The 26,037-nt window shown below is 63.2% G+C and carries 26 protein-coding genes and 1 pseudogene; 12 read left to right on the top strand and 15 right to left on the bottom strand.

What is annotated here, in order from left to right; all coding sequences use genetic code 11:
* Nucleotides 1-83: 83 nt before the first annotated feature.
* The 9 genes and pseudogenes from AC58EF_RS06990 to AC58EF_RS06950 form a co-directional block, all read left to right on the top strand.
* On the top strand, nucleotides 84-1,556 hold the full coding sequence (locus tag AC58EF_RS06990) for an aldehyde dehydrogenase family protein (protein ID WP_497275567.1): 1,473 nt from the start codon (nucleotides 84-86) through the stop codon (nucleotides 1,554-1,556).
* 26 nt (nucleotides 1,557-1,582) lie between these two features.
* Nucleotides 1,583-2,461, top strand: a complete 879-nt coding sequence (locus AC58EF_RS06985) for a DODA-type extradiol aromatic ring-opening family dioxygenase (RefSeq protein WP_497275565.1) — start codon at nucleotides 1,583-1,585, stop codon at nucleotides 2,459-2,461.
* Entirely contained in the window at nucleotides 2,458-3,366 is a 909-nt protein-coding gene (locus AC58EF_RS06980) for a fumarylacetoacetate hydrolase family protein (protein ID WP_497275564.1), read from the top strand. The genes AC58EF_RS06985 and AC58EF_RS06980 overlap by 4 nt, the downstream gene beginning before the upstream one ends.
* The gene (locus AC58EF_RS06975; protein ID WP_497275562.1) at nucleotides 3,363-4,763 is read left to right on the top strand and encodes an FAD-binding oxidoreductase; all 1,401 of its coding nucleotides are present in this window, start codon (nucleotides 3,363-3,365) and stop codon (nucleotides 4,761-4,763) included. Before AC58EF_RS06980 ends, AC58EF_RS06975 begins: the two co-directional genes overlap by 4 nt.
* Nucleotides 4,760-6,217 (top strand): aldehyde dehydrogenase family protein, encoded by a 1,458-nt coding sequence (locus tag AC58EF_RS06970; RefSeq protein ID WP_497275560.1) that lies wholly within the window; start codon nucleotides 4,760-4,762, stop codon nucleotides 6,215-6,217. The genes AC58EF_RS06975 and AC58EF_RS06970 overlap by 4 nt, the downstream gene beginning before the upstream one ends.
* Nucleotides 6,204-7,010 (top strand): 2-oxo-hept-4-ene-1,7-dioate hydratase, encoded by an 807-nt coding sequence (gene hpaH, locus AC58EF_RS06965; RefSeq protein WP_497275559.1) that lies wholly within the window; start codon nucleotides 6,204-6,206, stop codon nucleotides 7,008-7,010. Before AC58EF_RS06970 ends, hpaH begins: the two co-directional genes overlap by 14 nt.
* Nucleotides 7,007-7,816, top strand: coding sequence for an aldolase/citrate lyase family protein (locus AC58EF_RS06960; protein WP_497275558.1), 810 nt, complete (start codon nucleotides 7,007-7,009; stop codon nucleotides 7,814-7,816). Before hpaH ends, AC58EF_RS06960 begins: the two co-directional genes overlap by 4 nt.
* Nucleotides 7,817-7,831: 15 nt before the next feature.
* Complete coding sequence (locus tag AC58EF_RS06955; RefSeq protein ID WP_497275556.1) at nucleotides 7,832-8,815, top strand: 2-dehydropantoate 2-reductase; 984 nt, start codon at nucleotides 7,832-7,834, stop codon at nucleotides 8,813-8,815.
* A gap of 38 nt (nucleotides 8,816-8,853) precedes the next feature.
* Nucleotides 8,854-9,144 (top strand): annotated as a pseudogene (locus tag AC58EF_RS06950) (transposase); the annotation flags it as partial.
* A 237-nt stretch (nucleotides 9,145-9,381) separates the two neighbouring features.
* Here the strand turns inward: AC58EF_RS06950 and AC58EF_RS06945 are convergent.
* The 4 genes from AC58EF_RS06945 to AC58EF_RS06930 form a co-directional block, all read right to left on the bottom strand.
* Complete coding sequence (locus AC58EF_RS06945; RefSeq protein WP_497275555.1) at nucleotides 9,382-9,627, bottom strand: hypothetical protein; 246 nt, start codon at nucleotides 9,625-9,627, stop codon at nucleotides 9,382-9,384.
* Nucleotides 9,628-9,743: 116 nt separating this feature from the next.
* A complete protein-coding gene (locus tag AC58EF_RS06940; protein WP_497275553.1) occupies nucleotides 9,744-10,274 on the bottom strand; it encodes a GNAT family N-acetyltransferase in 531 nt (176 codons plus the stop codon).
* 21 nt (nucleotides 10,275-10,295) lie between these two features.
* Nucleotides 10,296-10,604, bottom strand: coding sequence for a type II toxin-antitoxin system TacA family antitoxin (locus tag AC58EF_RS06935; RefSeq protein ID WP_497275551.1), 309 nt, complete (start codon nucleotides 10,602-10,604; stop codon nucleotides 10,296-10,298).
* A gap of 172 nt (nucleotides 10,605-10,776) precedes the next feature.
* The gene (locus tag AC58EF_RS06930) at nucleotides 10,777-11,037 is read right to left on the bottom strand and encodes a helix-turn-helix transcriptional regulator (protein WP_497275550.1); all 261 of its coding nucleotides are present in this window, start codon (nucleotides 11,035-11,037) and stop codon (nucleotides 10,777-10,779) included.
* A 220-nt stretch (nucleotides 11,038-11,257) separates the two neighbouring features.
* On the opposite strand from AC58EF_RS06930, the gene AC58EF_RS06925 reads away from it, so the two are divergent.
* Complete coding sequence (locus AC58EF_RS06925; protein ID WP_497275549.1) at nucleotides 11,258-11,785, top strand: hypothetical protein; 528 nt, start codon at nucleotides 11,258-11,260, stop codon at nucleotides 11,783-11,785.
* Here AC58EF_RS06925 and AC58EF_RS06920 read toward each other — a convergent pair.
* The 9 genes from AC58EF_RS06920 to AC58EF_RS06880 form a co-directional block, all read right to left on the bottom strand.
* Nucleotides 11,769-15,488, bottom strand: coding sequence for a conjugal transfer protein TraG N-terminal domain-containing protein (locus AC58EF_RS06920; protein WP_497275547.1), 3,720 nt, complete (start codon nucleotides 15,486-15,488; stop codon nucleotides 11,769-11,771). The genes AC58EF_RS06925 and AC58EF_RS06920 overlap by 17 nt on opposite strands.
* 15 nt (nucleotides 15,489-15,503) lie before the next feature.
* The gene (locus tag AC58EF_RS06915) at nucleotides 15,504-16,889 is read right to left on the bottom strand and encodes a conjugal transfer protein TraH (protein WP_497275842.1); all 1,386 of its coding nucleotides are present in this window, start codon (nucleotides 16,887-16,889) and stop codon (nucleotides 15,504-15,506) included.
* A 127-nt stretch (nucleotides 16,890-17,016) separates the two neighbouring features.
* The gene (locus AC58EF_RS06910) at nucleotides 17,017-17,616 is read right to left on the bottom strand and encodes a hypothetical protein (RefSeq protein ID WP_497275545.1); all 600 of its coding nucleotides are present in this window, start codon (nucleotides 17,614-17,616) and stop codon (nucleotides 17,017-17,019) included.
* Nucleotides 17,613-18,455 (bottom strand): conjugal transfer protein TraF, encoded by an 843-nt coding sequence (locus AC58EF_RS06905; RefSeq protein ID WP_497275544.1) that lies wholly within the window; start codon nucleotides 18,453-18,455, stop codon nucleotides 17,613-17,615. Before AC58EF_RS06905 ends, AC58EF_RS06910 begins: the two co-directional genes overlap by 4 nt.
* The gene (locus tag AC58EF_RS06900) at nucleotides 18,452-19,006 is read right to left on the bottom strand and encodes a S26 family signal peptidase (RefSeq protein WP_497275543.1); all 555 of its coding nucleotides are present in this window, start codon (nucleotides 19,004-19,006) and stop codon (nucleotides 18,452-18,454) included. Before AC58EF_RS06900 ends, AC58EF_RS06905 begins: the two co-directional genes overlap by 4 nt.
* Before the next feature lie 16 nt (nucleotides 19,007-19,022).
* Nucleotides 19,023-19,853 (bottom strand): type-F conjugative transfer system pilin assembly protein TrbC, encoded by an 831-nt coding sequence (locus AC58EF_RS06895; RefSeq protein WP_497275541.1) that lies wholly within the window; start codon nucleotides 19,851-19,853, stop codon nucleotides 19,023-19,025.
* The gene (gene traN, locus AC58EF_RS06890) at nucleotides 19,825-20,910 is read right to left on the bottom strand and encodes a conjugal transfer protein TraN (protein ID WP_497275841.1); all 1,086 of its coding nucleotides are present in this window, start codon (nucleotides 20,908-20,910) and stop codon (nucleotides 19,825-19,827) included. Before traN ends, AC58EF_RS06895 begins: the two co-directional genes overlap by 29 nt.
* Complete coding sequence (locus AC58EF_RS06885; protein ID WP_497275840.1) at nucleotides 20,910-22,769, bottom strand: hypothetical protein; 1,860 nt, start codon at nucleotides 22,767-22,769, stop codon at nucleotides 20,910-20,912. Before AC58EF_RS06885 ends, traN begins: the two co-directional genes overlap by 1 nt.
* 454 nt (nucleotides 22,770-23,223) lie before the next feature.
* Complete coding sequence (locus AC58EF_RS06880) at nucleotides 23,224-24,279, bottom strand: TraU family protein (RefSeq protein WP_497275539.1); 1,056 nt, start codon at nucleotides 24,277-24,279, stop codon at nucleotides 23,224-23,226.
* Between the two features lie 33 nt (nucleotides 24,280-24,312).
* Between AC58EF_RS06880 and AC58EF_RS06875 the strand changes: the two genes are divergently transcribed.
* Both AC58EF_RS06875 and AC58EF_RS06870 read left to right on the top strand, forming a co-directional pair.
* A complete protein-coding gene (locus AC58EF_RS06875) occupies nucleotides 24,313-24,621 on the top strand; it encodes a type II toxin-antitoxin system TacA family antitoxin (protein ID WP_497275537.1) in 309 nt (102 codons plus the stop codon).
* Nucleotides 24,622-24,633: 12 nt separating this feature from the next.
* A complete protein-coding gene (locus AC58EF_RS06870) occupies nucleotides 24,634-25,170 on the top strand; it encodes a GNAT family N-acetyltransferase (protein ID WP_497275536.1) in 537 nt (178 codons plus the stop codon).
* Between the two features lie 47 nt (nucleotides 25,171-25,217).
* On the opposite strand, the gene AC58EF_RS06865 is transcribed toward AC58EF_RS06870, so the two are convergent.
* Both AC58EF_RS06865 and AC58EF_RS06860 read right to left on the bottom strand, forming a co-directional pair.
* Nucleotides 25,218-25,853, bottom strand: coding sequence for a conjugal transfer protein TraW (locus AC58EF_RS06865; protein WP_497275535.1), 636 nt, complete (start codon nucleotides 25,851-25,853; stop codon nucleotides 25,218-25,220).
* Nucleotides 25,843-26,013, bottom strand: a complete 171-nt coding sequence (locus AC58EF_RS06860) for a hypothetical protein (RefSeq protein ID WP_497275533.1) — start codon at nucleotides 26,011-26,013, stop codon at nucleotides 25,843-25,845. Before AC58EF_RS06860 ends, AC58EF_RS06865 begins: the two co-directional genes overlap by 11 nt.
* Nucleotides 26,014-26,037: the final 24 nt, after the last annotated feature.

Genomic DNA, 26,037 nt, shown 5'->3' with positions numbered 1-26,037 from the left:
GAAAAATTCAAAAAGACTATCGGATATTTCGCTTCTAGTAGATAAAGCCCGAGGGTAGTTCCTCCTCGGACAGGAGGAACGGCATGACGGAAGCGGTTCTCATCGGCGGCGAACAAATCTCCGCCCTACATTATATCGACGGACGACGCATCGACGCCGACGAGCGGTTCGAGATATTTTCACCCATCGACGGGAGGGTCTTGGGTGACGTGGCGCTCGGTGGGGCGGCCGAGGTGGAACTGGCGGTCGAAGCGGCGTCGCGAGCCTTTCCCGCTTGGGCCGCCCTCGGCGCCGAGGGACGACTTCCCTATCTCGTTCGTTTCGCCGAGGAAATCGGCAAGCGTGCGGATCTGCTCTGCCTTGCCGAATCCAACGATGCGGGTGTGCTTCTCTCGCGCATGCGGCACGGCATCGTGCCCCGAGCGATGCTCAATATCACCTTCTTCGCGGACGCGGCCCTGAGGCTTCAGGACAAGGTCATCGAGACCGCCCAGGCCACGCATCTAATCCGTCATGATCCGGCGGGGGTATGCGTGATCATCACGCCCTGGAACGCACCGCTGATGCTGTCGACATGGAAGGCGGGGCCGGCCCTCGCATCCGGTGACACGGTCATCATCAAACCGCCCGAATGGGCGCCCTTGACCTGTTCGCTGCTTGCCGATGCCGCTTCGGCGGCGGAACTGCCGCCGGGCGTCTTCAATATCGTCCAGGGAACGGGTGCGAAGACAGGGGCTGCCCTCGTGGCGGATCCACGTGTGGCGCGCATCTCCTTCACCGGATCGGTGGAAACCGCGAAGACCGTAGCGCAGGCCGCGGGTGCGAACCTCACTCCCTGCAGTCTCGAATTGGGGGGCAAGTCTCCGTTCATCGTCTTGGCCGATGCCGATCTGGATCGAGCCGCAGAGACCGGTGCGCTCATGTATCGCAACGCGACCCAGGTCTGTCTCGCGGGTACCCGCTTTCTGGTCCACGAAGCCGTGCGCGAGGCGTTCATCAATAAGATGAGCCGGCTTGTCGCCGAACTCGTAATCGGCGATCCGCGAGATGCGGCGACCGAGGTGGGACCGATCATCCATCCTCGCCAGATCGAGCGCGTCGAGGGTTTCGTCGATCGTGCGAAGGCCGCGGGAGCCGAAGTCCTCTGGGGTGGAGGGCGCGACGCCTTCGGTGATCTCTATTACCGACCGACCATGCTGACCGGGGTTGAGCAGGGCTCCGAGGTCGTGCAATCCGAGATATTCGGTCCCGTTCTCGTCATGCAGGGCTTCCGCGACGATGACGAGGCGATCGCGCTGGCCAACGACAGCAGATATGGGTTGGGGGGCGTCTGCTTCGGCGAAACCGAGCGCGCGCGTGCCGTCGCGGAAAGGGTGCGTACCGGTTTCATCTGGGTCAACAGCTTCGGCATCCGGGACCTCGCCGCACCTTTCGGCGGCTGTCGCCAGAGCGGAATCGGGCGTGAAGGAGGCGACTGGAGCTTCGAGTTCTTCAGTGACGTCAAGGACGTCATCCTGCCCAAGCAGCCCTTCGTGCCCAGCTTCAGCCATCGTTGACCGATCGCACGAGCGGAGAACAGATCATGGGACAAATCGTAGGAGCGGCTCTCGTCTCTCACCATCCCGGCCTGATGCAATCGGATGATTTTCGGCTGCAGGTCGGGGCCGGGCGGGATTCCGATCTTATTGCAGGCTATCGGCGGTTGAGGCGAAAGATCGATGAGGTCGCGCCCGACGTCCTGCTGATTTTCGACACCCATTGGTTCACGACCGGCTTTCATCTTCTCGATGCCGGTGAAGGCTATTCGGGCAACTATATTTCCGATGAAATGCCATGGTATCTGCATGGACAGGCGTATGATTATCGGGGGGCGCCGGATCTCGCGCATCTGATCCAAAGCGTTGCGGAGGAGCGGAGCGTTCCCGCTCTGGCGATCGACGCGCCCGATCTGCCGCGCCACTATGCCACGATCAACGTCGTAAATCTGCTGAACGCGAAGGAGAGGGTACTCACCGCGAGCAACTGCCAGAACTGCAAGCCCGATCATTTCATCGCGATGGGGCAAGCGGTCGGAGAGGCCATCGGCCGATCGGATTCGAGGGTCGTTCTTCTGGCAAGCGGAGCCCTCAGCCACAAGTTCAACGACATCGATAGCGTACAACGTCACCAGCGGATATTCGATGCTGCCAACGTCTCGAGCGAAGCGAATAGGTGTAGCGATCTGGAAGTCGTGGAGCTGTTCCGCCAAGGACGCCATGACGTGATCCTCGAGCGCTTTCCCACCGAATACGCGCGCATTCCCTGGGAGGGCTTTGGCGGGCACTATCTCCAGATGATCGGAGCTCTCGGCGGCGCGGCGTGCCGTGCAAGGGGCGAGCCTCTGTCGGAATATGAGAACGCTCGGGGGACGGGCAACATCCACATCTGGTTCGACCTAGAGGACGAGGGAAGTGCGGCATGAGCGTCCTTGATGGCCCACGTATCGAGCGGCGCAAGGTTCTCGTAGAAGGCAGCGCATGCTGGGGAACCATGGTAGGGGCATCTGAGCTGCGGCTCGACGACGGCCGGGTGGTCGACCCAAGCGCGCTCGTCCACCTGCCGCCTTGCGCGACGGCACCAAGCAAGATCATCGCCGTGCATCTGAGCTACGCCTCGCGCGGTGTGGAAACGCGGAACGACCCGAGGCCCACGCTCACGCCCACCTATTTCACCAAGCCGTTCACGTCGCTCAACGGGCACAATGGCACGCTCGTCAAGCCGGCGGACGTCCGCTACCTCAATTATGAAGGCGAGTTCGCGGCGATCATCGGCAGGGTGACGCGGAACATCCTTCCCGAGGAGGCGTGGGATCACATAGCGGGCTTCGCGCCGGTTCTCGATATGGGCGCTCAGGATTTCCGCGATACCGATCAGGGATCGATGCTGCGGGTGAAGGGAATGGACGGCTTCTGTCCGATCGGGCCGGGTATCGTGTCGGGCGTCGATCCGCGCGAACAGACACTGCGCACCTACCGGAACGGTCTCATCGTCCAGGAAGCGGACATCGGGGAGGAGATGATCTGGGGTCCCGACTATATGATCGCCGATATCGCCCGCCACATCACGCTTCTTCCCGGTGATATCGTCTGTACCGGAACACCGGCGCATTCACGCTCCATCGACCCTGGCGACACGATCGAAGTCGAGATCACCAACATCGGTCGCCTCACCAACAGGGTCGTCGAAGGTCCTGCTCCCAGAGCGATCGACATCGGCCATCCGCCTATGGATACGCCCGAAGTAAGACGGGTGGCGCTGGGGTTCGACGAGAGAGTTCGAGCCGATCTCAAGGCGAACTATCGCGCGTCCGTAAGGGAAGCGAGATGAGCGGGCTCGCGAGTCTGTCCTCCCGGTTCTCGGGCCGACTGCTGACCGAGCAGGCCGACGTCGCGCCCTTCCTCACGGACTGGCGGGACATGTGGCACGGTCGAGCGTTGGGCGTCGCCCAGCCGGACACACCACAGGATGTCGCCGCCGTGGTGGGCTGGTGCTCGGAACATGATGTCCCCATCGTGCCTCAGGGCGGAAATACCGGCATGTCGGGTGGAGCTACTCCCGATGGGAGTGGCAATGCTCTCGTGCTTTCGCTTTCGCGGCTCGATCGCATCCGCGGTATCGATCCCGTGAACGATACTATCAGCGTGGATGCCGGATGCATCCTGGCGACGGTCCAAGCAGCGGCGCGCGAGGCAAGGCGCTTCTTTCCGTTGAGCCTGGGCGCTGAAGGATCCTGCACCATCGGCGGCAATCTCGCGACGAACGCGGGAGGCACCGGCGTACTGCGCTACGGCAACGCCCGCGATCTGTGTCTCGGTATCGAGGTCGTCACCGCCGAGGGGAAGATATGGGATGGTATGCGGGCGTTGCGCAAGGACAATAGCGGCTACGATCTGAGGGATCTGATGATCGGCTCCGAAGGGACGCTCGGGATCATCACCGGGGCGGTGCTCAAGCTCTTTCCAGCACCGGCGGCGCACATCACCGCATTCATCGGCTTGCCCTCCGTTCGATCCGCGCTTGAGCTGTTCCACGACATCAAGGCGCGTTTCGGCGAAGCTCTCTCGGCCTTCGAGATGGTTTCGAGCCAGGCGATGGATTTGGTCGAAGCGCACATCCCCGGAAGCCGCAATCCCATCGGATCAGCGGCCTGGTATACCCTTGTCGAGCTCTCCCCGTTCGGCGGGGACGAGAAGAGTCGGGACGTCTTCGAAGCGCTCCTCGCCGATGCTTTCGAACGTGGCACGATATGTGACGCCACGATCGCCGCGTCACAAGCACAGGGTCTCGCAATCTGGCGGATTCGTGAGAGCATTTCGGAGGCGCAAAGCTCGGCAGGCAAGACGATCAAGCACGACATCGCGCTCCCGCTCTCGAGCATCGCGTCATTCCTGGAAGCCGCCCAAGCCGCCATCCGGCCTCTCGTGGCGGACATGATCCCCGTCACTTTCGGGCATCTGGGAGATGGCAATCTCCACTATAATTTCTCGCCCCGGCCGGGCGCGAGCCAAAGTCGCTTCCTGGCATCGCAAAGCGCGCTCAATACCGTGATCCACGATCTGGCAGTCGACCATGGCGGTACGTTCTCGGCCGAGCACGGCCTGGGAGCCCTGCGCACCTCCGAAGCCGAACGGCTGAAGTCGCCCGTGGAAATGGCACTCATGGCTTCGGTCAAGCAAGCTCTCGATCCGAAGGGGATACTCAACCCCGGCAAGGTGTTCGCATGAATTCGCACGCCAACCTCATCGGCGGCGAGTGGTCGGCAGGCATATCGACGCCGAACGTCAATCCTTCCGATCTTTCCGATGTCGTCGGTCATTACGACCATGCGAACGAAGAGCAGGTGCGCTGCGCTTTGGCTGCGGCACGGTACGCGTTCAGGTCCTGGTCGACCAGTTCGGTCGGAACGAGAGCCGATCTGCTCGAAAGGGTGGCGCGGGAAATCTCCGTGCGCCGGGAAGAGCTGGCCGACCTGCTCGCTCGGGAGGAAGGTAAGGCCCTTGCCGATGCCCGAAAGGAAGTCGTTCGAGCCAGCCAGATATTCTCCTTCTTCGCCGCGGAGGTGTATCGGATGCGGGGTGAGAAGCTGCCTTCGCTTCGACCGGACGTCGGCGTGGAGATCACGCGTGAGCCGATCGGGGTCGTCGCGCTCGTGACGCCTTGGAACTTTCCTCTCGCGATACCGGCGTGGAAGATCGCACCCGCGCTCGCCTATGGGAACACGGTCGTCTTCAAGCCGGCGGAATCGACGCCCGCCAGTGCTTGGATGCTCGCCGAGATCATCCATCGGGCGGGTGCTCCTGCGGGCGTGTTCAATCTGGTCATGGGGCGTGGCGACGTGCTTGGCGATGCCCTGTGCGGTCCGGGGATCGCCGCCATCAGCTTCACGGGGTCTGCGCGGGTCGGCCGTGATATCCTTGCCAAGGCGAGCGCGCACGGCGCGCGGGTCCAGCTCGAGATGGGCGGGAAGAATGCGTTCGTCGTTCTGAATGACGCGCGTCTCGATCTGGCGGTCCGCTGCGCGCTCGATGGCGCCTTCTTCTCGACCGGTCAAAGATGCACGGCATCATCCAGGCTGATCGTGGAAGAAGGGATACATGATGCCTTCCTGGAAGCGTTGATCGCGGCCATGGGTCGAGAGAGGGTAGGAGATGCGAGGGATCCATCGACGACCATCGGTCCGGTAGCCAGCGAGCGACAATTGGAGATCGACCTCGACTATATCGCCGTGGCGCAGGGGGAAGGCGCGACGCTGGTGAAGGGCGGAGAAAGGCTGGAACGGGGAACGGACGGATATTTCCTCTCCCCGGCGCTTTTCGCCGGCAGTGAGTCCGGCATGCGCATCAATCAGGAAGAGGTGTTCGGCCCGGTCGCCTCCATCATTAAGGCGGCCGATTTCGAAGACGCGCTCGCCATCGCCAACGACGTTCCCTTCGGCCTGTGTGCGGGGATCGCGACGAATTCGCTGCGCCATGCCAAGGAATTTCAGCGGAGGGCGGAAGCCGGCATGGTGATGGTGAACCTTGCTACGGCCGGCGTCGACCATCACGTGCCGTTCGGAGGCCGCAAGCAGTCCAGCTACGGGCCGCGTGAACAGGGGACCTACGCCGCCGAATTCTACACTGCCGTCAAGACGGCCTACGTCAACGCGGATTCGGAGATAGCTGATGCCGCTCGATAATGATCTTGTTTCGCGCCTCGCGAACGAGCTGGACGAAGCCGAACGCTCCCGTCGTCAGGTGGATCTGTTCTCCCTGCGCTATCCTCACATGACGTTCGAAGATGCATATGCGGTGCAGACCGCCTGGGTCGCCAAGAAGATCGGCGGTGGTCGGCGGGCCGTCGGACACAAGATCGGGCTCACCAGCAAGGCCATGCAAAGGGCCGGAAATATCGACGAGCCGGATTACGGAACGTTGCTGGACGACATGCTTCTGCCCGAGGGGGGAGATCTTCCGTTTGATCGGTTCATCGAGCCGCGCATCGAAGTCGAACTTTCGTTCATTCTCGGGCGGCCGTTGAAGGGACCGGAAGTGACCATCATCGACGTCCTGGAGGCGGCCGACTGGGTAATCCCGACGCTCGAAGTGATCGATGCACGTATTCGTAGGTCCGACCCCGCAAGTGGCAGGACACGTACGATGATCGATACGATCGCGGACAATGCGGCGAATGCGGCCATCATAACGGGTGGTCGGCCGGTCCGGACAGACGCTCTGGATCTTCGCTGGATATCGGCCCTGATCTACAAGAACGGCGTCATCGAGGAATCCGGCGTCGCGGCCGCGGTACTCAATCATCCGGCGAAGGGCATCGCGTGGCTGGCGAACAAGCTTGCTCCCTTCGACGTCGGTCTGGAGCCCGGCGAAATCGTTCTGAGCGGCTCTTTCACGGCTCCTGTCCCTATCGCGCGGGGCGACACTTTTCATGTCGACTATGGCCCCCTGGGTTCGATCGCTGCGCGGTTCGTATGAAGATGGGACGAAACGGTTTCAAAAAGGCGATCATGCGAGGGCAGCGGCAGATCGGCCTCTGGCAGGCGCTCGCGAACCCCTACACGGCCGAAATATGTGCCGGAGCGGGTTTCGATTGGCTTCTCTTCGATGGCGAGCATGCGCCCAACGACATTCCTGGCATGGTCGCGCAGTTGCAAGCCGTCGCGCCCTATCCATCTCATCCCGTGGCGCGATTGCCGTGCGGCGACACAGCCTTGATCAAGCAATATCTGGACATCGGGTTCCAGACCCTCCTCATCCCGTTCGTCGATACGGCGTTGCAGGCTTCAGATCTGGTTCGAGCGACGCGCTATCCGCCGAAAGGTGTGCGCGGCATCGGCGTCGGACTGTCGCGAGCGGCGCGATGGAACCGCCTTCCTCGATATCTGGAGGAGGCCGACGAGGATATCTGTCTGCTGGTGCAGATCGAGACCGTCGCTGGCCTCGGGAATCTCGAAGCGATAGCGGCTTTGGACGGCGTGGATGGAATTTTCATCGGTCCTTCGGATCTGTCGGCGGCATTGGGATATCGCGGTCAGCCGGACCATCCCGTGATGGTCGAGACGATCCGACGGGCGATCCATATGGCTCACGCCAGTGGGAAAGCCGTCGGAACCTTGGCGCTGGATGAAGTCGGTTTCGATCGCGCGGTGGAGGCGGGTTGCACGTTCATCGCGGTGGGTACGGATGTCTCCCTGCTGGCGCGATCCAGCGAACGGCTCGCCGCGCTTCGCGGCGCCAAGGCGGCCGATGTCGATTCCGGGCTCACCGCGAAGGGCTATTGAACGGATGGAGGTAGAATGCGCATAGGTATCGTCGGGGCCGGTGCGATCGGCGGATGGATCGGCGTTCGTCTCGCAAGACGCGGACATGATGTCAGCGTCCTCGCGCGGGGCGACACGCTGGAGGCCATAAGAGCGGACGGCTGGAAGCTCGATATCGGTGGAGAGACGCTGGTCGCATCGGTCGCAGCTTCTGACAGCGTGGCGGATCTGGGGCCTCAAGATATCGTACTCATCTCGGTGAAGGGGCCGGCCTTGGCGGCATTGGCGCCTCGAATCTTGCCGATGATCACCCCCTGGACATCGATCGTGCCGATGATGAACGGCGTACCTTGGTGGTTTCTCCTGGAGAACGACGGCGATCGGCCTTCTTTGCCGCTCCTGTCGGTGGACGAGAGCGGCATCATTGCCGAAACGCTTCCCTATGATCAGGTGATCGGCAATGTCGTCCATGCGAGTGCGATGTCGAAGGCGCCGGGGCATATCGTTCATAAGGCCGGCAATGGCCTGATATTCGGGGAGCCGGGGGGGCGACATTCGGAGCGCCTCGACCGGCTCGCCGGCATCTTCGAGGACGCCGACTTCGACGTCGAACGGAGCTCAAGGATCAGATACGAGATCTGGTACAAGCTCTGGGGCAACATGACGATGAATCCGATTTCTGCCGTCACGGGTGCGACCTGCGACAGGATCTTGGATGATCCGCTGGCAGCGTCGTTCATTCTCGCCGTCATGGCCGAAGCTCAAGCCATCGGCGCCATGATCGGCTGTCTCATCATGGAGCGGGGGGAAGATCGCCAGGCGGTGACGCGACGACTGGGAGCCTTCAAGACGTCGATGCTTCAGGATGTAGAAGCGGGACGACCGTTGGAGGTCGACCAGCTGCTCGGGGCGCCGCGAGAAATCGCGCAGCAGCTCGGTATCGAGACCCCGATGTTGGACGCACTCATAGGGATCACGCGACTCTTCGCGGTCCAGCGCGGACTCTATCCTGGATCCTGACCGGAGAAGGCTCGCCGCAGAGCGTGCGCTGCTTTCGGGTCCATACCGAGGGCAAGCGCGAGATCGTCGGCCTCCATATCGGCCCGAGCGAGGCCGAGCCGTTCTGGTCGACCTTCCTCAAGGACTTGGCGCGCCGCGGGCTCAAGGGCGTGAAGCTCGTCATCTCTGATGACCACGAAGGCCTCAAGGCCGCAATCACCCGCGTGCTCGGCGCCACCTGGCAGCGCTGTCGCGTCCACTTCATGAGGAACGAGCTGGGCTACGTGCCCAAGGGGCAGAACACCGTCGTTGCCGCCGCGATCCGGCAGGTCTTTCTTCAGCCCGATCATCGCATTTTAGAATCTGGCCAATAACTTCAGCAGCTTAGCTCCAATGTAGAATCCAGATTCGCAATGAATTCGTAACATTTGATCGGAGGTTAGCGATAAAAATTGCCTAGCCAGAACCCACGGGTTTCCGTGAGTTTTTGCAGTTTGGCAGATAGGCATCCATTCTTCAACCAATACCGCGATAAAAACCGCGATAAATAGGTTTGCGATGCATGTAGTGGGCCGTGATCAGAGTGCTTAGGGTCGCATGATCGATGACACCGTCACCTTCATAGCACGGACCGCTAAAGCGCTGACACCCATCTCCCTGAGAAAATCGCGTTGAATGTCAGGAGGAATCTCCGAGAAGAAAGAAAAGGAAATAGCGTTAAAGGTGTTCACTCTTTCGAGATCGATGAGAAGTTCGGCCAGATTATAAGCGGAAAGGTTCGTCCCATAAGGAGCGTTGACCGTCGTCATAACCTGCGGCGCTACGCTGCTCATCGAACTACCTGTAATTTTCTCCAATGGATTAAAATAGCCAGATATTGTCTTAGGTTATCAACGCAAAAAAAGCATAAGCCACTATTTATCTTCGATAGGTCTTGCGGAAATCTGGACTAATCGACCGTTTCGTCATCCATAAGCGACCTGACCGTTTCGATAGGCAGCAGCATCACCAGATCGCCCAATGGCGAAGCTATGAAACCGTGCCGGGCGTAGAACGCGGCTGCCTTTTCATCGATAGCATGAACGATCACGGCCCGGGCACCGACGACTTCCGATGCTGCCGCGCAGCGCCGCAGCGCATCGGCCAGCAGGTCGGCGCCAAGGCCAATAGCTTGATACCCCGCATCGACGGCGAGCCGGGCAATCAGCAGCAGCGGGACTTGCTCGGGCATGCCGCGCCGCAGCTTTGCTGACGGCAGGGCCACGCGCTGCTCCATCGCGGTGGTGATCGTGTAATAGCCGACCACCCGCTGGGGCTGTGCTGCGTCACACACCACATAGGTGCGCGCCGAATTGCCTTCGCTTGCGAGTGCGCGATCGTTCAACCAGGCGTCCAGCGATCCATGCGCGCCATTTGCAAAGTTTTTGACGTCATGTTGCGCGGCCAGACGCTCTGGCGCGGTGATGCGGATTCTCGCCATGAAGCTATCGCTAGCCGGGTGTTAGCTTTCCCACACCGGTTTCCGCTGCATCAGCTTTTTCAGCCGTTCTGACGGCGCAGGCGGAGAGTCGAGCATGGCCAGGAACTGATCATGCTGCTCGGCGTCCAGAAAGAAGGTGCGCTGGTCCAAGATTGCGTCCTCTGCCTCCCGGCGCGCGCTGTCGAGCATGAATTCGGAGAGCTTCTGGCCGCGCAAAGACGCGGCACGGGTGAGGATGGCCTTCATGCTTGCAGAGGCTCGAATCTGAATGACATCATTCTTGGGTGCCGGAGAACGTCGGTTCGAATGAGGCTGTGCCGTCTGCGCCATGGTTTCATGCTTTCCTTTGTGCCTCTAATATATCGATCTGTAACGACAATGTCAATACATTACAGGCGATGAGAGGTGGTAAGGCGGGACCGGTGGATATTGTCGAGCTACCTTCCGTTGCCGAACTGGATCGTCGCAACTGCGTAACTGCATTTAGTCGCAGGACCGGCCGTCATCGCCGAGGAGATCGCCTTTCCACGGATCGAATGAAGGCAATCGGGTTTGCGATGAAATCCTCGATATCGCTTCCATACCATCCGACGCACCTTGGGCTGATCTGCTGTCGGCGGGGGAAGTTGCCCGCCGCTTCCAGCCTGTAAATGGTTGCGCGGGAGAGACCTGTTCGCTTAGCAACCGTGGCAATGCGCCAAAGGGTATCGGTACGGCGATCTTTCGCAGCAGATGTGACGACCTCCGGCGCAGCCGATGGCATCGAAATTTTTTAGGCATTATCCACCTCATGAACGAGGTCTGCCCGGCCAACGGTAAGATGCCCTCGAATTGCAAGAGAATCAATTAAATTGCTGATCTTACCCAAGGGAAACCACATTCAGTGAGATGGGAAACTTCCGGGGAAAGTTGGACGTGCAGGAAGGGAAGAGGGAGGGCAAGCTCAGTGGCGCGCGGAGGATCAAGCTGCTCCACGAGAGCAGATGAGCAAAGGTCGAAACATCCTTATATCCGATGGTTCGCTATTTTCGGAGTCGGGCCAAGATGATAGGTTTGGTGAAGAGGAATTGATGATGGCTTCAACCATTGAACCCGACGGCACGGAACAAGAACGCAGCGAACTCCATCTCAGGAATTGGATTTGGCGACCGTGGCATGCAAAGCTCTGGTGGAGTGGCGTACCCGTCTATTGGCTGGGCATGCTCGCATCGCTCAAGATTGACGCCCTGGCTGAAATTTATCATTCCGCTGCCGGTGGATATCTGAACGTCTTCTTCTTTCCGCCAATCGTAGCGCTCGTCCTCTCGTTTGGATTTCTCAAATGCTGGCTGGCCCGATTGCCTGCGACTGACGAGGATGAGATGGACGAGGAGGAATATTGGAGAAAACGGAAACTCGGCCCATCAGGGATGCCGAAAGAGGTCGATCCGCTTGAACCTACCTCTGGCGCTTTCTGGATCGGCAGTCCCTTGAACCCTCTCAATCCGGGCTACATCAATCGCGGGTCTTGAACTCTGGGTTCCCATCCATGGGTCCGTGACCGAGATCGGTTGAAAGGCGGCCCGTATGCAGAATCGACGATTGCTCCATGGACGTAACAGGCGCGTTGATGTCTGCCGTTCCCCGACTGCTATCCCCCTCGCGCAAATATCTATTTCGCAGGCCTTGCGGGCCGAGGATTTCGGTCGCGAGATGGCTGGTGAATGCTTCTGCCGGGTTCCCAGATTTAGATGCAGCGCGTTCGGAATCTGAGATCGCTTGTCGAACATCGTAATTCACCACGCTCAGTTGAGCGCTTGCCACTTCGTTAGTCGATCCGGTCTCCTGTGTTGAAAAGCCGATCGATCCGCCCACGCGCCCGGCAGCAGCATTCGGTAGAGCTCGGCCGCTTGAGCCGCGTCCACTCGATGTAGAACCTGCAATCTCGCCTTGTGCCGATATGCTGAATGTATTCTGATCTTGTGCCGATCTTGCGATCGAGCGCTCCCACCCTGTCTGAGCTATGATCGCCTGCACGTCGCGCTGTAGCGTGTCCGCGACCTGCGGTTTGAGACGCCAATTGCCCTTTCGGTCCATTTCGAACCCGCCGCGCAGCCAGTTCGCCATGGCAGCCCGGCCTTCGGCGCCGCCGCCCATGAAATGCTCGATCGTGTCGGGGCCAGCTTGTTTGCCCGCTTCGAACCGTGTGCTGGTGTCGTTGCGGGCGGATTTCTCGAACCCGGCGCTGCTGGAGACGAGAAGGTCATTATGAGCGAGGCTGAACCGCGCATGGCCGCCATTGGCGACCGCGCCAAGCTGGCTCTCGTTGAGCAGGCCCGCCTTCCACATCTGCGCTGTGGTCGCGGGTGTCAGGTTGAGGCTGAAGTCGCCATTCTGGTCCATGGCGATCTGCCGCTTGCTCATATCGATGCCGTTGGCGCGCAGCAGCCCCTGCATCCGCGACAGGCGCTCGCGTTCGACGATGCTGGTCATCCGGGCGTTTCGCGCCCGGTCGGCAATGCCATCTGCGCCGCCTTCCGCCATGTCGAGCTGATTGCCGCTTGCATCGGCCAGGGTCCGAATGAAGCTGTCGAGACGGGCGGCTTCCCGCGTCGACATGCCTGCCGCCTCGGCGCCTTGCGCAAAGCCAAAATTCTCCGACTGCCGTCGCTGTTCTCCGATACGCGCGGCGCTGCGGGTGCCGTCATGGCCGACCTCGCGCTGGGCATCGAGCTTGCCTGATCGCTCGGCAAAGTCATATCCTGCGGCCTCCCGGGTCCGACCATAGACGCTCGATCCCTCGCGCGCCGCCTCGGCGGTCGCCCCATCTGCGGTGCCGAGCTCCGTGGCGGCCCGATACGTTTCAAGGGCCTTGGCGACCTGGGCCTCATTGCGGCCAGTGGCGCGGGAGAGCTGTGTGATGGCAGACGAACGCGCTTCGCCGGAGAGGGCGTTGATGAAGGCGATGCGGCGGCTCATCTCGTCAACGGGCAGGCCCAGCATGACAACAGCGTTGCGCTGGCCTTCGTTGCCGCCCGTGCGGTGGGCCTGTTCGGTCGCGACATTGCCGCGCTCCACCCGTGCGACCCTGTCTCCCGCATAGTCGCGCCGTCCTTCCATCGCCCCGACCTGCACCTGCGCTGCCGTCAGATCATTGCGAAGCATTGCCTCCTGCGCGAAGCTATTGGCGATGAGCTTGGCGAACGTCGGATCGGCGCTGGCCTCGGCCACGACGCCGCTCGCCTTGAGTTCGGCATCCTGGGTGCCATAACCAGCCCGTTCAAAATGCCGGGTAGCCGCCTGCATCATCATGCCATAAGCGCGGGTGTCGCCGAAGGCCCGCCACTGGACCAGCCCCTGGGTGAAGGCGCCGAACGCCTTCTCGCCGGCCTCACCTGCGCCAAAATAGCGGTTTCCGAGGCTCCGCAGCGCATCCTTCTCGGCAAAATTGTGGATGGCGCCGGTAGCCGCCGCCGCGCGAACCGCGCTGATCGTTGCCGGGTCACCCAGGTCCCGGCCATGAAGCGCGGGCGCAAGGCCGCCCATCTCGCGGGCGGAATCGAGCGCGCCAAGCCCCATCGCCGCGCCGCCGGGCGCGCCAGTGCCATGGGATGCCATGACCGCGCCCGCCGCGCCGAAACTCCGATTGGCGCCGAAGCTCGATCGCTCGCCAAAATCCCCGAAGGTCGACGCGGCACCACGGCGCGCGCCCGTGCCCATGGCCGAGGCCTGCGCTTCGAGCGCGGAAGCGAGACCCTCGGATGTGGACACGCCAGCGGCGGCAGCCGATCCTTGCGCCTGGACACCCAGCGACCCGCCGGTAAAGGAGGAGAAGACATTGCCCGAAAAGCGGAACACCGTGAACACGAACGCGCCGGCCAGGCCCGCCGCCGCAGTGCGAAAGCTCCCGAAGATCGCCAGCGCCTTCATCGCCGAGGAAGGGGCCAGCATCCAGGCATTGGCCGCCAGATGGTTGGACCGCATCTCGGCCAGCACCGCCATCGCCCGACCCAGCGTCAGCTGATAGATGCCCGCATCGATGACGCCCCAGAGCGCTACGAACACGAACAGCCCCAGCGCAAAGCTCGCGACCCGCAGGTTGATGGGGGTGAGGACGAACAGGAGGGCGATCGGCATCATGAACAGCATGATCCCGAACACGGTCGCGCGGATCGTCGGCATCCATTCATTGGCGGTCGACATGGTCGCCAGGCCGCCCGCGGCCACGGCCCGGTTGGCCATCACCCGCGAGGCGGTCGCCGGACTGTCCTCGAACAATACATCGCCTACGCTGGTTCCCAGCAGCACATCAGTGAGGAAGGCCTGGGCGGTGAGCGGCGTACCCAGCATCATGTCGCCCATCTCGGAAAGATTGCTGCGGCAGCGGGCGAGCTGGTCGGGCTTGTCGATGTCATAGCCGGTGCGCTGGCAGACCTGCATCGAATAGCCTTCGAACACCGCCGGATCGGACAGCCGGTCCGCGATATGCTCCCAGGCCTCGTTGCAGCTGACCGTCGTCCCGCCCTTGTCGGCAGCGGTAAACACCGTGCTGAACGTCGCCGGCCCCGCCATCGCCGCGAAGGATGCGGGGAGGTCGGTGCTGGTGCGGAACAACTGGTCGTCGTCGATCGCGTAAGCGGGCGAAACCCGGGCCACCGGATAGCATTGGCGCACATAATCCTTGATCGTGGCATCGAGAAAGGCATCGGTCATGGGACCGCGCGGGCTCACCGCATTCAGGAACAGGTCGAAGGCATGGCCGCCAGCGCCAAACTCGAGCTTGGCATGGGGGGCGAGCGTGTTGTCGTCGATCGTCTCGGCGAGCGCGCGCTCCATCATGTTGGTGACGCCCGCCACCAGGACGATCAGGTTCGGAACATCGCCGACCGGCTGATAGGCATTGCGCACCCGGTCATAGACATGGACGGTGCCGGTGGTCGCGACCAGGCCGACGAAAAGACCGATACCAACCAGCATCTGGAGGCCGAAGGCGACCAAGCCCATGCCGGTGCCACGGATCATGGCGAGCACGGCGCCCAGCGCGAGGCCCACCACCGCGACGATCAGCACCAGCGTCTCATAGCGCGGATCGGCGAAGATCATCGAGACGAGGCGGAAGGCATCGACCGTTTCGGCAAAGCCGTCATAGCTGTGGAAACTTGTCTCCAGCGCGAGAGCAGGGGAGGTGATCGAGATCGCCGTCAGGCTGGCGAGGGTGCGGGCAAAGCGTTGCATCAATCGTGTCCCCACTCAGCGATTGCGGTTGGCGGCCGCGCCGGCCGCATCGCGCGCATCGCGGTCGCGCTGGCGGATGAGGCCCGCATAGCCGGTCGAGAGATTGGCCTGGGAGAGGGCGGCGAGATAGGATTGGCGCATCTGCGCGCGCTGGCGCAGCACCTCCTCGCGCAGGTCCCGCAGTTGCTCGATCCCCTTGGTGAGAATGCGGGTCTGGCAGATATTGGCGCTCGTCCCGTTGCTGGCGCCCGCGGCATTGGTGCCGCGCTCCGCGTTGGAGAGCGCGAAATCGATGCTGCGCGAAAGGTCGTTCAGCATCTGATAGGCAAGGGTCAGCGCAACCAGCTCGTCGGTATCGCCGATCACCGAATCCACCACATCCTGGCGCACACCCCATTCGAGCATGCGGTAGACCGGCAGGGTGCGGACATTGGCGACGAACTGCCGCTCCTCGGCCGTCAGCGCCGCGCGCGTGCGGATTTTCTCGGCGATGGCAGTCATGCGCTCGCGGGTGAGCGCCAGCGCGCCCTTGCCGCCATCCTGGGTGCAGTCGGCGGCGGTCGGCGGCATGGCGAGCGCGCGGCGCATCACCCGGCCGCTCAGGAAATCATCGGAGGATTCGGTATCCTGCGCCGCGCAGGCGGGGATAGCGGCAAACAGTGGCACCTTGTCGGTGGCGTCCCAGCGCATATACACGTCACCCACCCGGGCGCGCATCACGCCCGCCCAGTCCGACGCGCCGACGCGCGAGGCGGCATGCGCGAGCAGCGACCCGGTGCGGAAGATGTCGGTTACTTCCGCCGGACAGTTGGCGAGCGCATCCTTCAGATCCTCCGTCGGACTGTTGCCGTTCGCCTGGATCTTCTCGCGGCTCTGCTGATAGCTTTTGGCGTAACCTTCTTTCACCGATTTGTAGCCGGTCATCTCCTCGATGATGCCCGACATATTATCGTCACCTTTGGCGATCTGAACCATGCGGTTGGCGAGGCGGCAGTCGTTGACCTGGATGGAATTGAGGAAATTGGTTGCCGCCTCCATCTTCGAGATGATGTTCCCCATCTTCTCGTCGAGCGTCTCGAGCAGATATTGGAAGGCGACGGCGGGCGCGGCCTGGAGGATGCTTTCGAGCTTCTGGACGAGATAGTCGGGGTCGAGGAAGGACATGCCCCCTAAGAACATGTCGATGCCGCCGCAGCCCGCCTTCACCTTGGGGAGGGTGAGGCTAGTCAGATAATCGCTATGGACATCGATCCGGCCCGACATGCCGCCGGCGGTCACATAGCCGCGGGTCTGGTCCTCGAAACTGCCGGGGCTGGTATAGGTCACATTGTCGAACCAATGCTCGGCCCAGCTTTGGGCATGGGCGGGCGCGACGGTCATGCCGCAGCTTGCGACCAGCATTGCCCCCAGCAAGGGGATCGGACGGCAAAGGCGGCGCAGGTTCAAAAATGCAGGGGCAAGGACGGCGAGGGCCATGGCGGACTCCGAAAGCATGGGGGGGAAGGAGAGAGACCGAGCCCGCCATTGCTCAGCCTTTCCGACGATGGGAGGGTGCGGATTGCGCCGGTAGCCCGACGATCCCGGTGAATTTGGCCATGGCCCGCACGCCGACGGCCGGACGTACGCCGGTCTGCATCTTAATGCCGAGATAGAGATTGCGCGCGATATTGACCGCATGATCGGTACCGATCGCCATCGGCAGGGTGCGGCCGCTGTCGGAGACCGGGCGTAGCCAGAGGACCGGATGGCCGATCCAGGGGAGACCTAGTCGCCCCGATCGCAGCATGGCTTCCGGTTCCCCGATCGTGCGGACTGTCAGGCCGTATCGGGACTTGAGCGCAAGCAGCCTGGTCCAGAGATCGCCGCAAGGGACGCAGCCGGGGGTGGTGCTCATCTCGATGATGAACGCCGCGCCCTGACCTTTGAGCGTGGCGTCGAAGTCTGGAGGATAGTCGCGGGTTTGCGGAACCCGGGCGAGCCAGGCCCGCATCTCCGCCTGGGTTGTGACGGGATGGATGGCGGCGCGTGCGGCCAAGGCGCGATCCGGCTCGGCGACAGCAGCGTAGATTGGAGCGAGCACAAGCATTGGCAGGACGGCGAAGATCGCGAAGGTGGCCGCCTTCTTCATGGCCGCGCTCCCGTCGTGCCTGCAGGATCACCCGCCGCCACCGGCCCATTGGCCAGCGCATCGAAGAAGCCATTCTCCTCGCCCGCGCCGGTCAGGAACTGTTCGGGCCGGATATCGCCGGAGAGAAGCTTGACCGCCTGATAGGCGGTCTGGATCAGCGTCGGGAAGGCCTCGACGCCATTGGCGATGACCATGCGCTGGCTTGAGTTGCGGCGGATGACCATGGTGGTGGGCGTCACCTCGACCCCGAAGCGGGCGCTGAGCTCAGGCTTCTGGTCGAGATCCTGACGCATCACCTGCCAGCCCGTCTCCTCCTGGAAGCGCTGGATGATCGGCCATTGCACCCGGCAATAGCCGCAGGAGGCGCGCGAGAACATGACCAGCGCAAACTCGCTCCCGCGCGAGCGGAGGTAGGAGCGACGAACGGCGTCCTTCTCCGCCCCCAGCGCATCGCGCGCGTCGCCGACCATGGGATTGGCGGATTTGGCGCTCAGTTCAGGATGGGCGAGCATGGCGAGCTGAGTGACGCCGGCAAAGGCGCGGGCCTTGCGGCGGGCAAAATCCTGCAGCCGCCAGAAATCCGACACAGCCTCAACCGTCAGCACGGTCGCGGCATAATCGCGCTGCTCGATGATGAGCCTGGCGATCCGAGGTGGCGACCATCTGGCAAGATCGGCCATGGGCGGAATGACGGGCGCCTTGATGTCCGCTGCGCCGGGCTCAGCCGGATCGGGCTTGGGGACATACCACCAATATCCCTGTCGCGCCGAAGGTTCCTGCGCGACCGCCGGGATGGACAGCAGCATCGTCAGCGCCGGCGCAAGGATGCGCGCCCTCACAGGATGCGCTCCATGCGGGTCAGGCGCTCGATCCGCACCGGCCCGAAATAGCGGCTGTCAAAACCGCCGGCATGATCGGAGCCGACATAGATATAGCCGGGCGGGATCGGCCGATCGCCCCAGCGCAGATGGGGAAGGATCTGACCATCGCGGCCGAAGGGCCGGCTCGCGCCGAGGAAGCTTCGCCCACAATAATACCAACTGCGGCTTCCCGGCTTACCGTCAACCGCCGGACGCTCGATTTCGCGCAGCCGCTCGCCGGGCATGCAGAGGGCGCGCTTGGTGACGCTGACGGGCCTTGGCCCCGCCACCGGATGGGAGAGCATGAACTGAACGAGGTCGCCCTTGCTGATCGGCCCGGGCACAGGGCTGACCGCCCAGGCGTCGATCGACGGGCTCATCACCAGCGTGACGCGGGAGAGACCGAGCGAGGTAAGCGAAGCGACGGGCAGGATCAGCGCCAGCATCGTCCAGAAGCGCCGACCATTGGCCGGCTGACCCCCGACCGCGCCGCCCAGCGCCAAGGCGGCGTCGGCAGGGAGCGCCCTCATGCGAGGCCAGGCGGCCCTAGCGGCGAGACAGGCGAGACGCAGCATCGCTGACCTCCTCCTTTCCGCCAAGGCGGGCATATTCTTCGATCAGGCCCGATAGCGCGGCATCGCCATAGACGATGTGGCTCGCGCGAGGGCCGCTCTCCTCGTCGCGCTCGCAATAGGGGAGGGTGGGATCGCCCGGTACCATCGCGAAGGCAGGCACGCGGGCAATGCCATGCTGGCGGAACAGGATCGGGTCGACGACGAGCTGGACACTGCGCATGGCGCAGGCCGGTCCCTCGCATCCCGGATCAAGCCGCAATATCCGAGCGCTCAGTTTCGCCATCGGGCCGATGTGGCTGAGGCCGCCCGGCACGCCGCGAAAAGCGATGACGCCGCCCGCCTTTTCGAGCTGCGCGGCATAATTGCGCAGGGTCGGGATCGGCATGGAGGAAGAGGCGAAGATCAGCGGCACCCAGGCCTTGCTTGTAGGGGTGCGAGGCTTTGGCGCAGTGGGATCATTGGGAATAGCAAGGCCAAGCGCCTGGTAAAGCCTCGCCTGCATGGCGTCATGTTCTGCCGCCATGCGCTCGGTCGCCGCCTGCCGGTCCGCTTTCGCCCGGGCTTCGATCTCGGGGAAGCGGCCCCTGCGCCCGAGCGCGTCGAAAGCCCGCCTGCGCATCGCTTCGCCCGGAACGGGAATGGACGTTGGACCCGCTTGTGCTTTTGTCGGCGTCGGCGGTTCGGCATCGACCGGTTCGGTCGCGCCTGCCGGGCTGGCAACGCCAATCGAAGCGAAGGCTAACAGCAGCGAGGGGCTGACCCGTTGCCGCCGGTCAGGGCGTGATGGTGCGCAGATAGGCATCGACCTTGTCCTTCATGTCGATCTGGATGTCGGATTGGGCGCGGGCCTCGATGTCGGCATAATATTCGGAGAGATCCATCCGGCTGAAATCGAGCGCCTGAAACTCTTGCGGAGAAAAGCCGCGGCAATAAGGATGTTTGGGGGTGCCCCAGCCAAGCTCATTGAAGGCCGCGAGTTGGGGCCGGCCCTGTTCCTGGATGATCCGGCCAAGCTTGGTGTTGAAGCAGCAATGGCCGATCGCCTTCTGGATGCAGACGCCAAGGATGCTCGACACGCAATAGCTGCCGACCTCATGGCACATGTCCGAGCCCCGCAGCATGCCGGTCTCCATATCCTGTTGGTCGCAGCCCTGGAGCAACAGTTCGATCATATAGTTGACGGCGAGGCTGATCGCGATCGAGGTGGGATCGATACCGACGATGATCGCGTTAGCGCCCGCGCTCGCCGCCTCGCTCGCGGTCGCACCGGCTTTAAAGGCGGTGTAGGCCGCTTTCATGCCCGTGAAGACGCCCTTGGCGATCGCGATCTTGGTCGTGATCGAACTGAGTGAACCGCCCATCCCGTCTTTGACGATTCTACCCTTATCCTTGCAGCAATTCTGGAAAATAGTGCTCGCCCCTGGCGGGCGGCAACGCAGCGCGCGTCCGCCGAAAATCTCGATGGTGCCAAGGCAATTGCCCTCGGCATCGACCGGCCCGTCGGCGGGTGCGCCCGGATCATCGACCGGCTCCTCCGTCTCGATCGGGGTGACGCTCGTATCGATGCAGCTATGGGAAGAGCAGGCGGGCACGCCGCCGCCGAACGGGGTGAGGCAGGCATAGGCCGCGCCCAGAGGGCAGCCATAGGCCCCGCTGCTATCCGCCACACAATCGACCTTGCCGATCGGACAGAGCGATACGCCATCGGCTGTCGTCAGGCACTGCGCCATTTCGCCCGCGTCGGCGGCATCGCCATTGCCATTGAGGTCTGCGGCGCAGAGCTGTGCGGCATGGGTCGGGGACGCCAAAGCTACAAGGGAGAGGGGCGCTACAGCGCAGGCGATGGCGAGGCGACGCATCATCGGCTGGCGGCCGTGCAGGCCAGATCGGAACCGGCGAGCCTTACAGTCTGCATCATGACGACCGCCTCGGGAAAATCATCAAGGCAGCCGCAGTTTGAGACGATCTCTTCGCCCGGACCCAGCGGACAGACATTGTCGCTGGCGCAGACATGATAGAAGCTGTCCCAGCCTACCGGCACATTCTGCTTTTGCGCGACGGTTCCGGCCGGCGCGACGCCACTATTGGCGCTGGGTGCTCTGGTCTTGCAGACGGATTCGCAGGCTGCCACCGTGGGGCGGTCGGGCAGGGTAAAGGCGCGGGTGGTCTGGCTGAGCGAGCCGTCGGCACCACGCGTCTGATCGGCGAGCAGCGTCTCGGTCGAATGATCGATGATATAGGCGGCGCGTGAAAGATCGGGCTGCGTGGTTCCCGATGTGTCGATCAGGCAGGCGTAGCGCCGGGTTCGCAGGAAAAAGTCGCGGCTATATTGGTAGGTGCATCTTCCAGTGCCGAACAGCCTGGTCTGGGGCAGGGGCTTGAGTCCGGTATTGACGCCGTTGCGGACCGTCTCGACGCCATCGACATCCTCCTGGGTGAGGCGGCAGGCGGTGTCGCCCGCATAGCCTGCGCACAGGTTCACCAGCCGCTCGGAGACCTCGCAGTCTGTGTCGACCTGGATCTCGACGGTCACATAGCCCCAATTGCCGCCGCCCCCGCCGCGCATGCGCGCGCCGACCGCGGTAGCGCCGGCCTGCAATTGCGCAGTGAAGTCGACGGGATTGCGGTTGTACCAGGGATCGTCGCTGATGCGGCAGTCGCCCGAGGGGAGGGCATCGCCGGTCCAGGGCCGCTTTCCGGCATAGCCCACGACCACGCCGTTGATCCGGGCCTGGACCCAGTCGTCCGCGCCCATCTCGACGATCCGCGCCGATCGGATACGCGCGGCATCGAGCGGCGTGAAGTTGACCGCATAGACGGGCGGGTTGCTGCCGCAACTGCCCGCGCCCCGGATCTCGAACCGGAGGCACCCGGTGCCACAGCTGCTGGTCGATGTGATGGAGCCGCTGGCCGCGACGATATCTTCAAAATCCCATGCCTTGACGGTGATCTCGCGCTCGATCGTGCAGCTGCGTGTCTCCTCCGCCTTGCCATTGCCGGCGGGAGAGGCGGCGAGCGCGGTAAAGACCGAACTTGTCTTCGAGGCCGAAGACGCGTCCCCGCTGATCGCGGTCGGATTGGCGCGATAGGCGGTGGCCAAGACCTGCGGCGAATTTGTACAGGCGGTGGTCTGCGCGCCTGTATAGCGGATGACCGGTCCCTCGATGCTCGCCTGCGCGACGCCGATCCGGGGATCTGCGGTCGTGAGCGCGCCGACGACCCCGCCGCCCAGATCCTTCAGCACCGAGGGCAGGTTGCCCGCGACGAGGTTCGCGCCGCAGCTGGCATTGACGCAATAGCAGCCGGAAAGCGCGGGCAAATCGACTTGCGTGAGCTTGAGGTCGCCAGACGCGGCGACGTCCCATTGGAAGGACCGGCAATTGTTCCAGCTCCCCGGATCGCAGGCAATGACGCCATTGGCGCAAATGCCCGAGACCGGGACCGGCACGGTCAGGTTGGAATCGAAATGGCCATCCAGATCCTTGTCCTGCGCGATCGAAAGATGGGTGATGTCGCCGGTGGCGCCGGGCTGGACCAGCAGTTCGAGCATGGTGGCGCTCTGCTGGCAGGCAAGGTTGGGCGTGAAGCTGCGGCTGTTGTCGACTGTGCTTATCGGCTGGTTGGCAAGGCCCGGCGTCAGATAATTGGTGGTGATCGCCTCGCTGTCCGATGACCTGGCGCGCGAGGCCGCCGCGGCGGCCCGCGCCCGTGCATCCATGTCCTGCGTGCTGGCCGTTTGCGCCTGTGCGAGCTGTGCGAGTAGCACGCAGAGGCCGGCCAGGCCGGCGGAGATATGGAGTTTCACGACTGACCCTCGTCTCTGCCGGAGCCACCCACCCAGCGCAGGCGAAACAGGGGGCAAAGTGCGGCGACGTCGGAAGGCGCCGACAGACAGCGGAAGGCTGCCCGTCCATTTACTATGGTCAGCACGGCCGAAGCGAACGGGGCTTCAGGCAGAGGGGGGTAGCCTCGCTCGCCGGGGGTATATCCGGCCGTGCCGACCTCCTTCTCCTGCGTCTTCCAAGCCACAGGAGAAGAAACCGGGAAAGGAGCGGCGCCGGATGGCGCCGGCGCCGCTCCACCCGCGCAGCGTCCGGCCGGGCCGACATGGCCTTGGCGGGCAGACCGGGCAGAGAGCCGGGTCGCTGCGGGGCTTGGGGGAGGGGATCGGCTCATGGGGTCGAGACCCCCGCGCAGCAGATCACCTTTTCAAAGGACATGAACTGGGCGTTGTCCTTGCCCGGAGCATGTTTGGCCGAGGACCAGAGTGCGCCGGGACGGCCGATATTGACGCATTTGCCGCCCTTGACCGGCTCCATGATCTGGAGCTTGTAGCGGCTCTTGGTCCAGATCGGCTGGGCCTTGAACGAACAGCCGTCGGCCGAGCTGATGGTGAGCGCGCCAAGCCGCCCCATCAGATAAGTGCCGCGCGCCGCAAGCCCGGCCCAGGCCTCGACGCTGTCGCCAAAATGGATGTCGCCCGCCACGGGATAGGTCGCCCCCCAGCTTCCCATGCACCAGAAGAGTGGGTCGATGACCTTGCCGGCCGCCGCCGCCGCGCTGTCGGCCATGCAGGCAAGACCCGCTGCGGGATTGCCGAAGAGAATGCCCTCGGGCTGGATGATTGCGCCCAGCGTCCCCGACTGCCAGGTTGGCAGGACTTCGGTGATCATGGCGACGTCGAAACCGTCGTCCTCGATGCAGGGGAGGTCGGTGAACATGTCGAGCATCTTCCAGACCGGCGAGATATAATAGTGCATCTGGGCGAACAGCTTCTGGCTGTTCGTGCCGTCGGCGATGGAGGACTGACTGCCCTGGAGCCGGCCACCGGTCGGCAGCAGATCGGCGCCAAGGGCCATCATGCATCCGGGTTCGGTGACCACGTCGATCATCCGGTTGGGCGACCAGAAGCTCACCTTCACGCCGAACCAGAAGGTCGCGCCCTTGCGGCAGGCGCAGAGCGGCTTCGAGGCGGATTGGGCGTCGAGTTCCTTGTCGAGCTTGTCGAAACTGCCGACCCGCACGCCGCCAATGGTGATCGGGAAGATGCAGGTCCAGCGCACCTTGGTCAGCGGATTGAAAATGGTGCCTGCCTCGCATTTGGAGGCATGTGCCGGCGCCGCCGTTCCAGCTGCGAAACCGACCAGACCAAGGGCCAGAATTTGCCTAATCCGCCGTGCCGGCTGGAAAACCGATAGACTTGTAATGTGCGCCTCCAAGGCGTACATAATGCTTCGAACGGGAAAGATGAGGTTCTGGCGATGCGAGCGTTTGACGATGCGACCGCTGCAATCAACGAGCGCAGCACGGTGCGCATGAATTTTCGGACCAAGCCGCATATCAAGCAGGCGATCCAGCAGGCTGCGGCCTGGTGCGGCGTCGATGATTCCGCCTTCGTGATGAATGCGGCCTATAAGGCGGCCCTGGAAACGATCCAGACCCATGAGCGGACGATCGTCAGTCGGCAGGATTTCGATGCGATCCTCCAGGCGCTTGAACATCCGGCCCCGCCCTCCGACGCGCTGCGTGAGGCATTTGCCCGGCACGAGCAGACGATCGAGGGCCGCTAGGAGCGAGGATTTGTGGACGGATCGCGCATGATCATCGAGCCGCTCGATCCGGCGCGGCATGACCGGACGGCATTTGTCTCGGGGACAGACCAGGTCGACAATTATCTGCGCAAGACGGCGAGCAAGCTCGCGCGGGCGGACAATGTCCGCGCCTTCGCTTTGCTGTCTCCAGGCGAAGAGCTGATCGGTTTCTACACGCTCAACGCGCATAGCGTCGATTATTCGCACCTGCCTGTCTCGTTCACGCGCAGCAGGCCGGGGCATGGCCAGATCCCGGCCGCGTTCATATCGATGATCGGGGTCGACGCCCGTTTCCAGGGCAAGGGGTTTGGGAGCCTGCTGCTCGCCGATGCCTTGAAGCGCATCGGTCGCGCCGCGAAGGATGTCGGTATCACCATCGTGCTGCTCGACATTCTTGACTGCGGTGACGCGGCGAAGGTTGAACGGCGTAAACAGCTTTATATGCGCTACGGCTTCATGCCCTTGCCGGACGTGCCTCTGCGTCTTTATCTCCCCGTCGCGCAGATCCACGCACTGCTCGGCGCCTAGAGCGGTCTTGGGCGACAGATCGCGGTCCGCTGATCGTCTGATCTTGCTCATCGGGCGTCTGCGCCGGCGACGGACCGGCGCTCCGGGCCGAATTCGGTCAGGATGAGCCGCTTTCCCGACTGCCGGACGATCACCGGCGCGACGGTGAGGCCGAGGCGCGCCTTGACTCGTTCCTCCAGGATGAAGAGCGGACGGCCGGTGCGTTCGGACAGGTCGAGCGCGTCGCCCGCGGTCAGCAGAATGAAATCGGTGAGGCGCACCTGGCGCAGCGCCCAATCAAGGTCGCGCGGATGGACGATGACGAGGCGCTGGGGCAGCGACACATGGTCGAGTGGATTGAAGGTAAAGCCCCTGGGGTAGAGGATGCGCCCATCGGGCAGCGTGATATCGCTCTCGACCGTATAGAAGGGGATGAGGCTGCGAACCCGGTCGGCCTTTGCAACCCCAAGCTGCGCCGCGTGCATCGCCGACCAGTTCGATCGCGGCCCGAATTGCCGCGCCATGTCCGGAGCTTTCGCGACGCGGGCCTCGATCTCGCTCATCGCGTCAGGTTCGGCGATGGGCCAGGTGCGGCCGATCGTCGAGGTCGCGGCGCTCGCCTGGGTTTCGCAGGAGACAGCCAGCATCAGCGCGCCGATCAGAGCGTGCCGGGTAAAGTCAGGGAAGCGCTGCTCAACGATCATGGCGGCGCCTCCACCAGGGTTCGCCTTCATCCTGGCCGCCGCGGACCGCAGCGATGAGCGCGGCGGTGCCCAATATCCAGGTCGCGAGCAGAAGGAACTGCAGCGCGGAGGGCAGCGCGTCCGACGCTTCGTAGAGCAGCAGGGACTGGACGAGCAGCATGAGCTGGGTTCCTACCAGGAGCCG

Source organism: Sphingobium sp. WR1, from assembly GCF_059693745.1.
The sequence above is the reverse complement of the archived record's forward strand: the minus strand, read 5'-3'. Positions and strand labels throughout refer to the sequence as shown.

What these genes read in the sequence shown, in the direction of transcription:
- hpaH (WP_497275559.1), top strand. Translation starts at nt 6,204, where the DNA reads ATGCCGCTCGATAATGATCTTGTTTCGCGCCTCGCGAACGAGCTGGAC.
- AC58EF_RS06865 (WP_497275535.1), bottom strand. Translation starts at nt 25,853, where the DNA reads ATGATCGTTGAGCAGCGCTTCCCTGACTTTACCCGGCACGCTCTGATC.
- AC58EF_RS06925 (WP_497275549.1), top strand. Translation starts at nt 11,258, where the DNA reads ATGAGCAAAGGTCGAAACATCCTTATATCCGATGGTTCGCTATTTTCG.
- AC58EF_RS06900 (WP_497275543.1), bottom strand. Translation starts at nt 19,006, where the DNA reads ATGAGGGCGCTCCCTGCCGACGCCGCCTTGGCGCTGGGCGGCGCGGTC.
- AC58EF_RS06990 (WP_497275567.1), top strand. Translation starts at nt 84, where the DNA reads ATGACGGAAGCGGTTCTCATCGGCGGCGAACAAATCTCCGCCCTACAT.
- AC58EF_RS06895 (WP_497275541.1), bottom strand. Translation starts at nt 19,853, where the DNA reads ATGCCTATCTGCGCACCATCACGCCCTGACCGGCGGCAACGGGTCAGC.
- AC58EF_RS06960 (WP_497275558.1), top strand. Translation starts at nt 7,007, where the DNA reads ATGAAGATGGGACGAAACGGTTTCAAAAAGGCGATCATGCGAGGGCAG.
- AC58EF_RS06980 (WP_497275564.1), top strand. Translation starts at nt 2,458, where the DNA reads ATGAGCGTCCTTGATGGCCCACGTATCGAGCGGCGCAAGGTTCTCGTA.
- AC58EF_RS06875 (WP_497275537.1), top strand. Translation starts at nt 24,313, where the DNA reads ATGCGAGCGTTTGACGATGCGACCGCTGCAATCAACGAGCGCAGCACG.
- traN (WP_497275841.1), bottom strand. Translation starts at nt 20,910, where the DNA reads ATGCGTCGCCTCGCCATCGCCTGCGCTGTAGCGCCCCTCTCCCTTGTA.
- AC58EF_RS06885 (WP_497275840.1), bottom strand. Translation starts at nt 22,769, where the DNA reads ATGGATGCACGGGCGCGGGCCGCCGCGGCGGCCTCGCGCGCCAGGTCA.
- AC58EF_RS06975 (WP_497275562.1), top strand. Translation starts at nt 3,363, where the DNA reads ATGAGCGGGCTCGCGAGTCTGTCCTCCCGGTTCTCGGGCCGACTGCTG.
- AC58EF_RS06945 (WP_497275555.1), bottom strand. Translation starts at nt 9,627, where the DNA reads ATGAGCAGCGTAGCGCCGCAGGTTATGACGACGGTCAACGCTCCTTAT.
- AC58EF_RS06860 (WP_497275533.1), bottom strand. Translation starts at nt 26,013, where the DNA reads ATGCTGCTCGTCCAGTCCCTGCTGCTCTACGAAGCGTCGGACGCGCTG.
- AC58EF_RS06880 (WP_497275539.1), bottom strand. Translation starts at nt 24,279, where the DNA reads ATGTACGCCTTGGAGGCGCACATTACAAGTCTATCGGTTTTCCAGCCG.
- AC58EF_RS06935 (WP_497275551.1), bottom strand. Translation starts at nt 10,604, where the DNA reads ATGGCGCAGACGGCACAGCCTCATTCGAACCGACGTTCTCCGGCACCC.
- AC58EF_RS06915 (WP_497275842.1), bottom strand. Translation starts at nt 16,889, where the DNA reads ATGCTGGTCGCAAGCTGCGGCATGACCGTCGCGCCCGCCCATGCCCAA.
- AC58EF_RS06940 (WP_497275553.1), bottom strand. Translation starts at nt 10,274, where the DNA reads ATGGCGAGAATCCGCATCACCGCGCCAGAGCGTCTGGCCGCGCAACAT.
- AC58EF_RS06910 (WP_497275545.1), bottom strand. Translation starts at nt 17,616, where the DNA reads ATGAAGAAGGCGGCCACCTTCGCGATCTTCGCCGTCCTGCCAATGCTT.
- AC58EF_RS06930 (WP_497275550.1), bottom strand. Translation starts at nt 11,037, where the DNA reads ATGCCATCGGCTGCGCCGGAGGTCGTCACATCTGCTGCGAAAGATCGC.
- AC58EF_RS06970 (WP_497275560.1), top strand. Translation starts at nt 4,760, where the DNA reads ATGAATTCGCACGCCAACCTCATCGGCGGCGAGTGGTCGGCAGGCATA.
- AC58EF_RS06985 (WP_497275565.1), top strand. Translation starts at nt 1,583, where the DNA reads ATGGGACAAATCGTAGGAGCGGCTCTCGTCTCTCACCATCCCGGCCTG.
- AC58EF_RS06955 (WP_497275556.1), top strand. Translation starts at nt 7,832, where the DNA reads ATGCGCATAGGTATCGTCGGGGCCGGTGCGATCGGCGGATGGATCGGC.
- AC58EF_RS06920 (WP_497275547.1), bottom strand. Translation starts at nt 15,488, where the DNA reads ATGCAACGCTTTGCCCGCACCCTCGCCAGCCTGACGGCGATCTCGATC.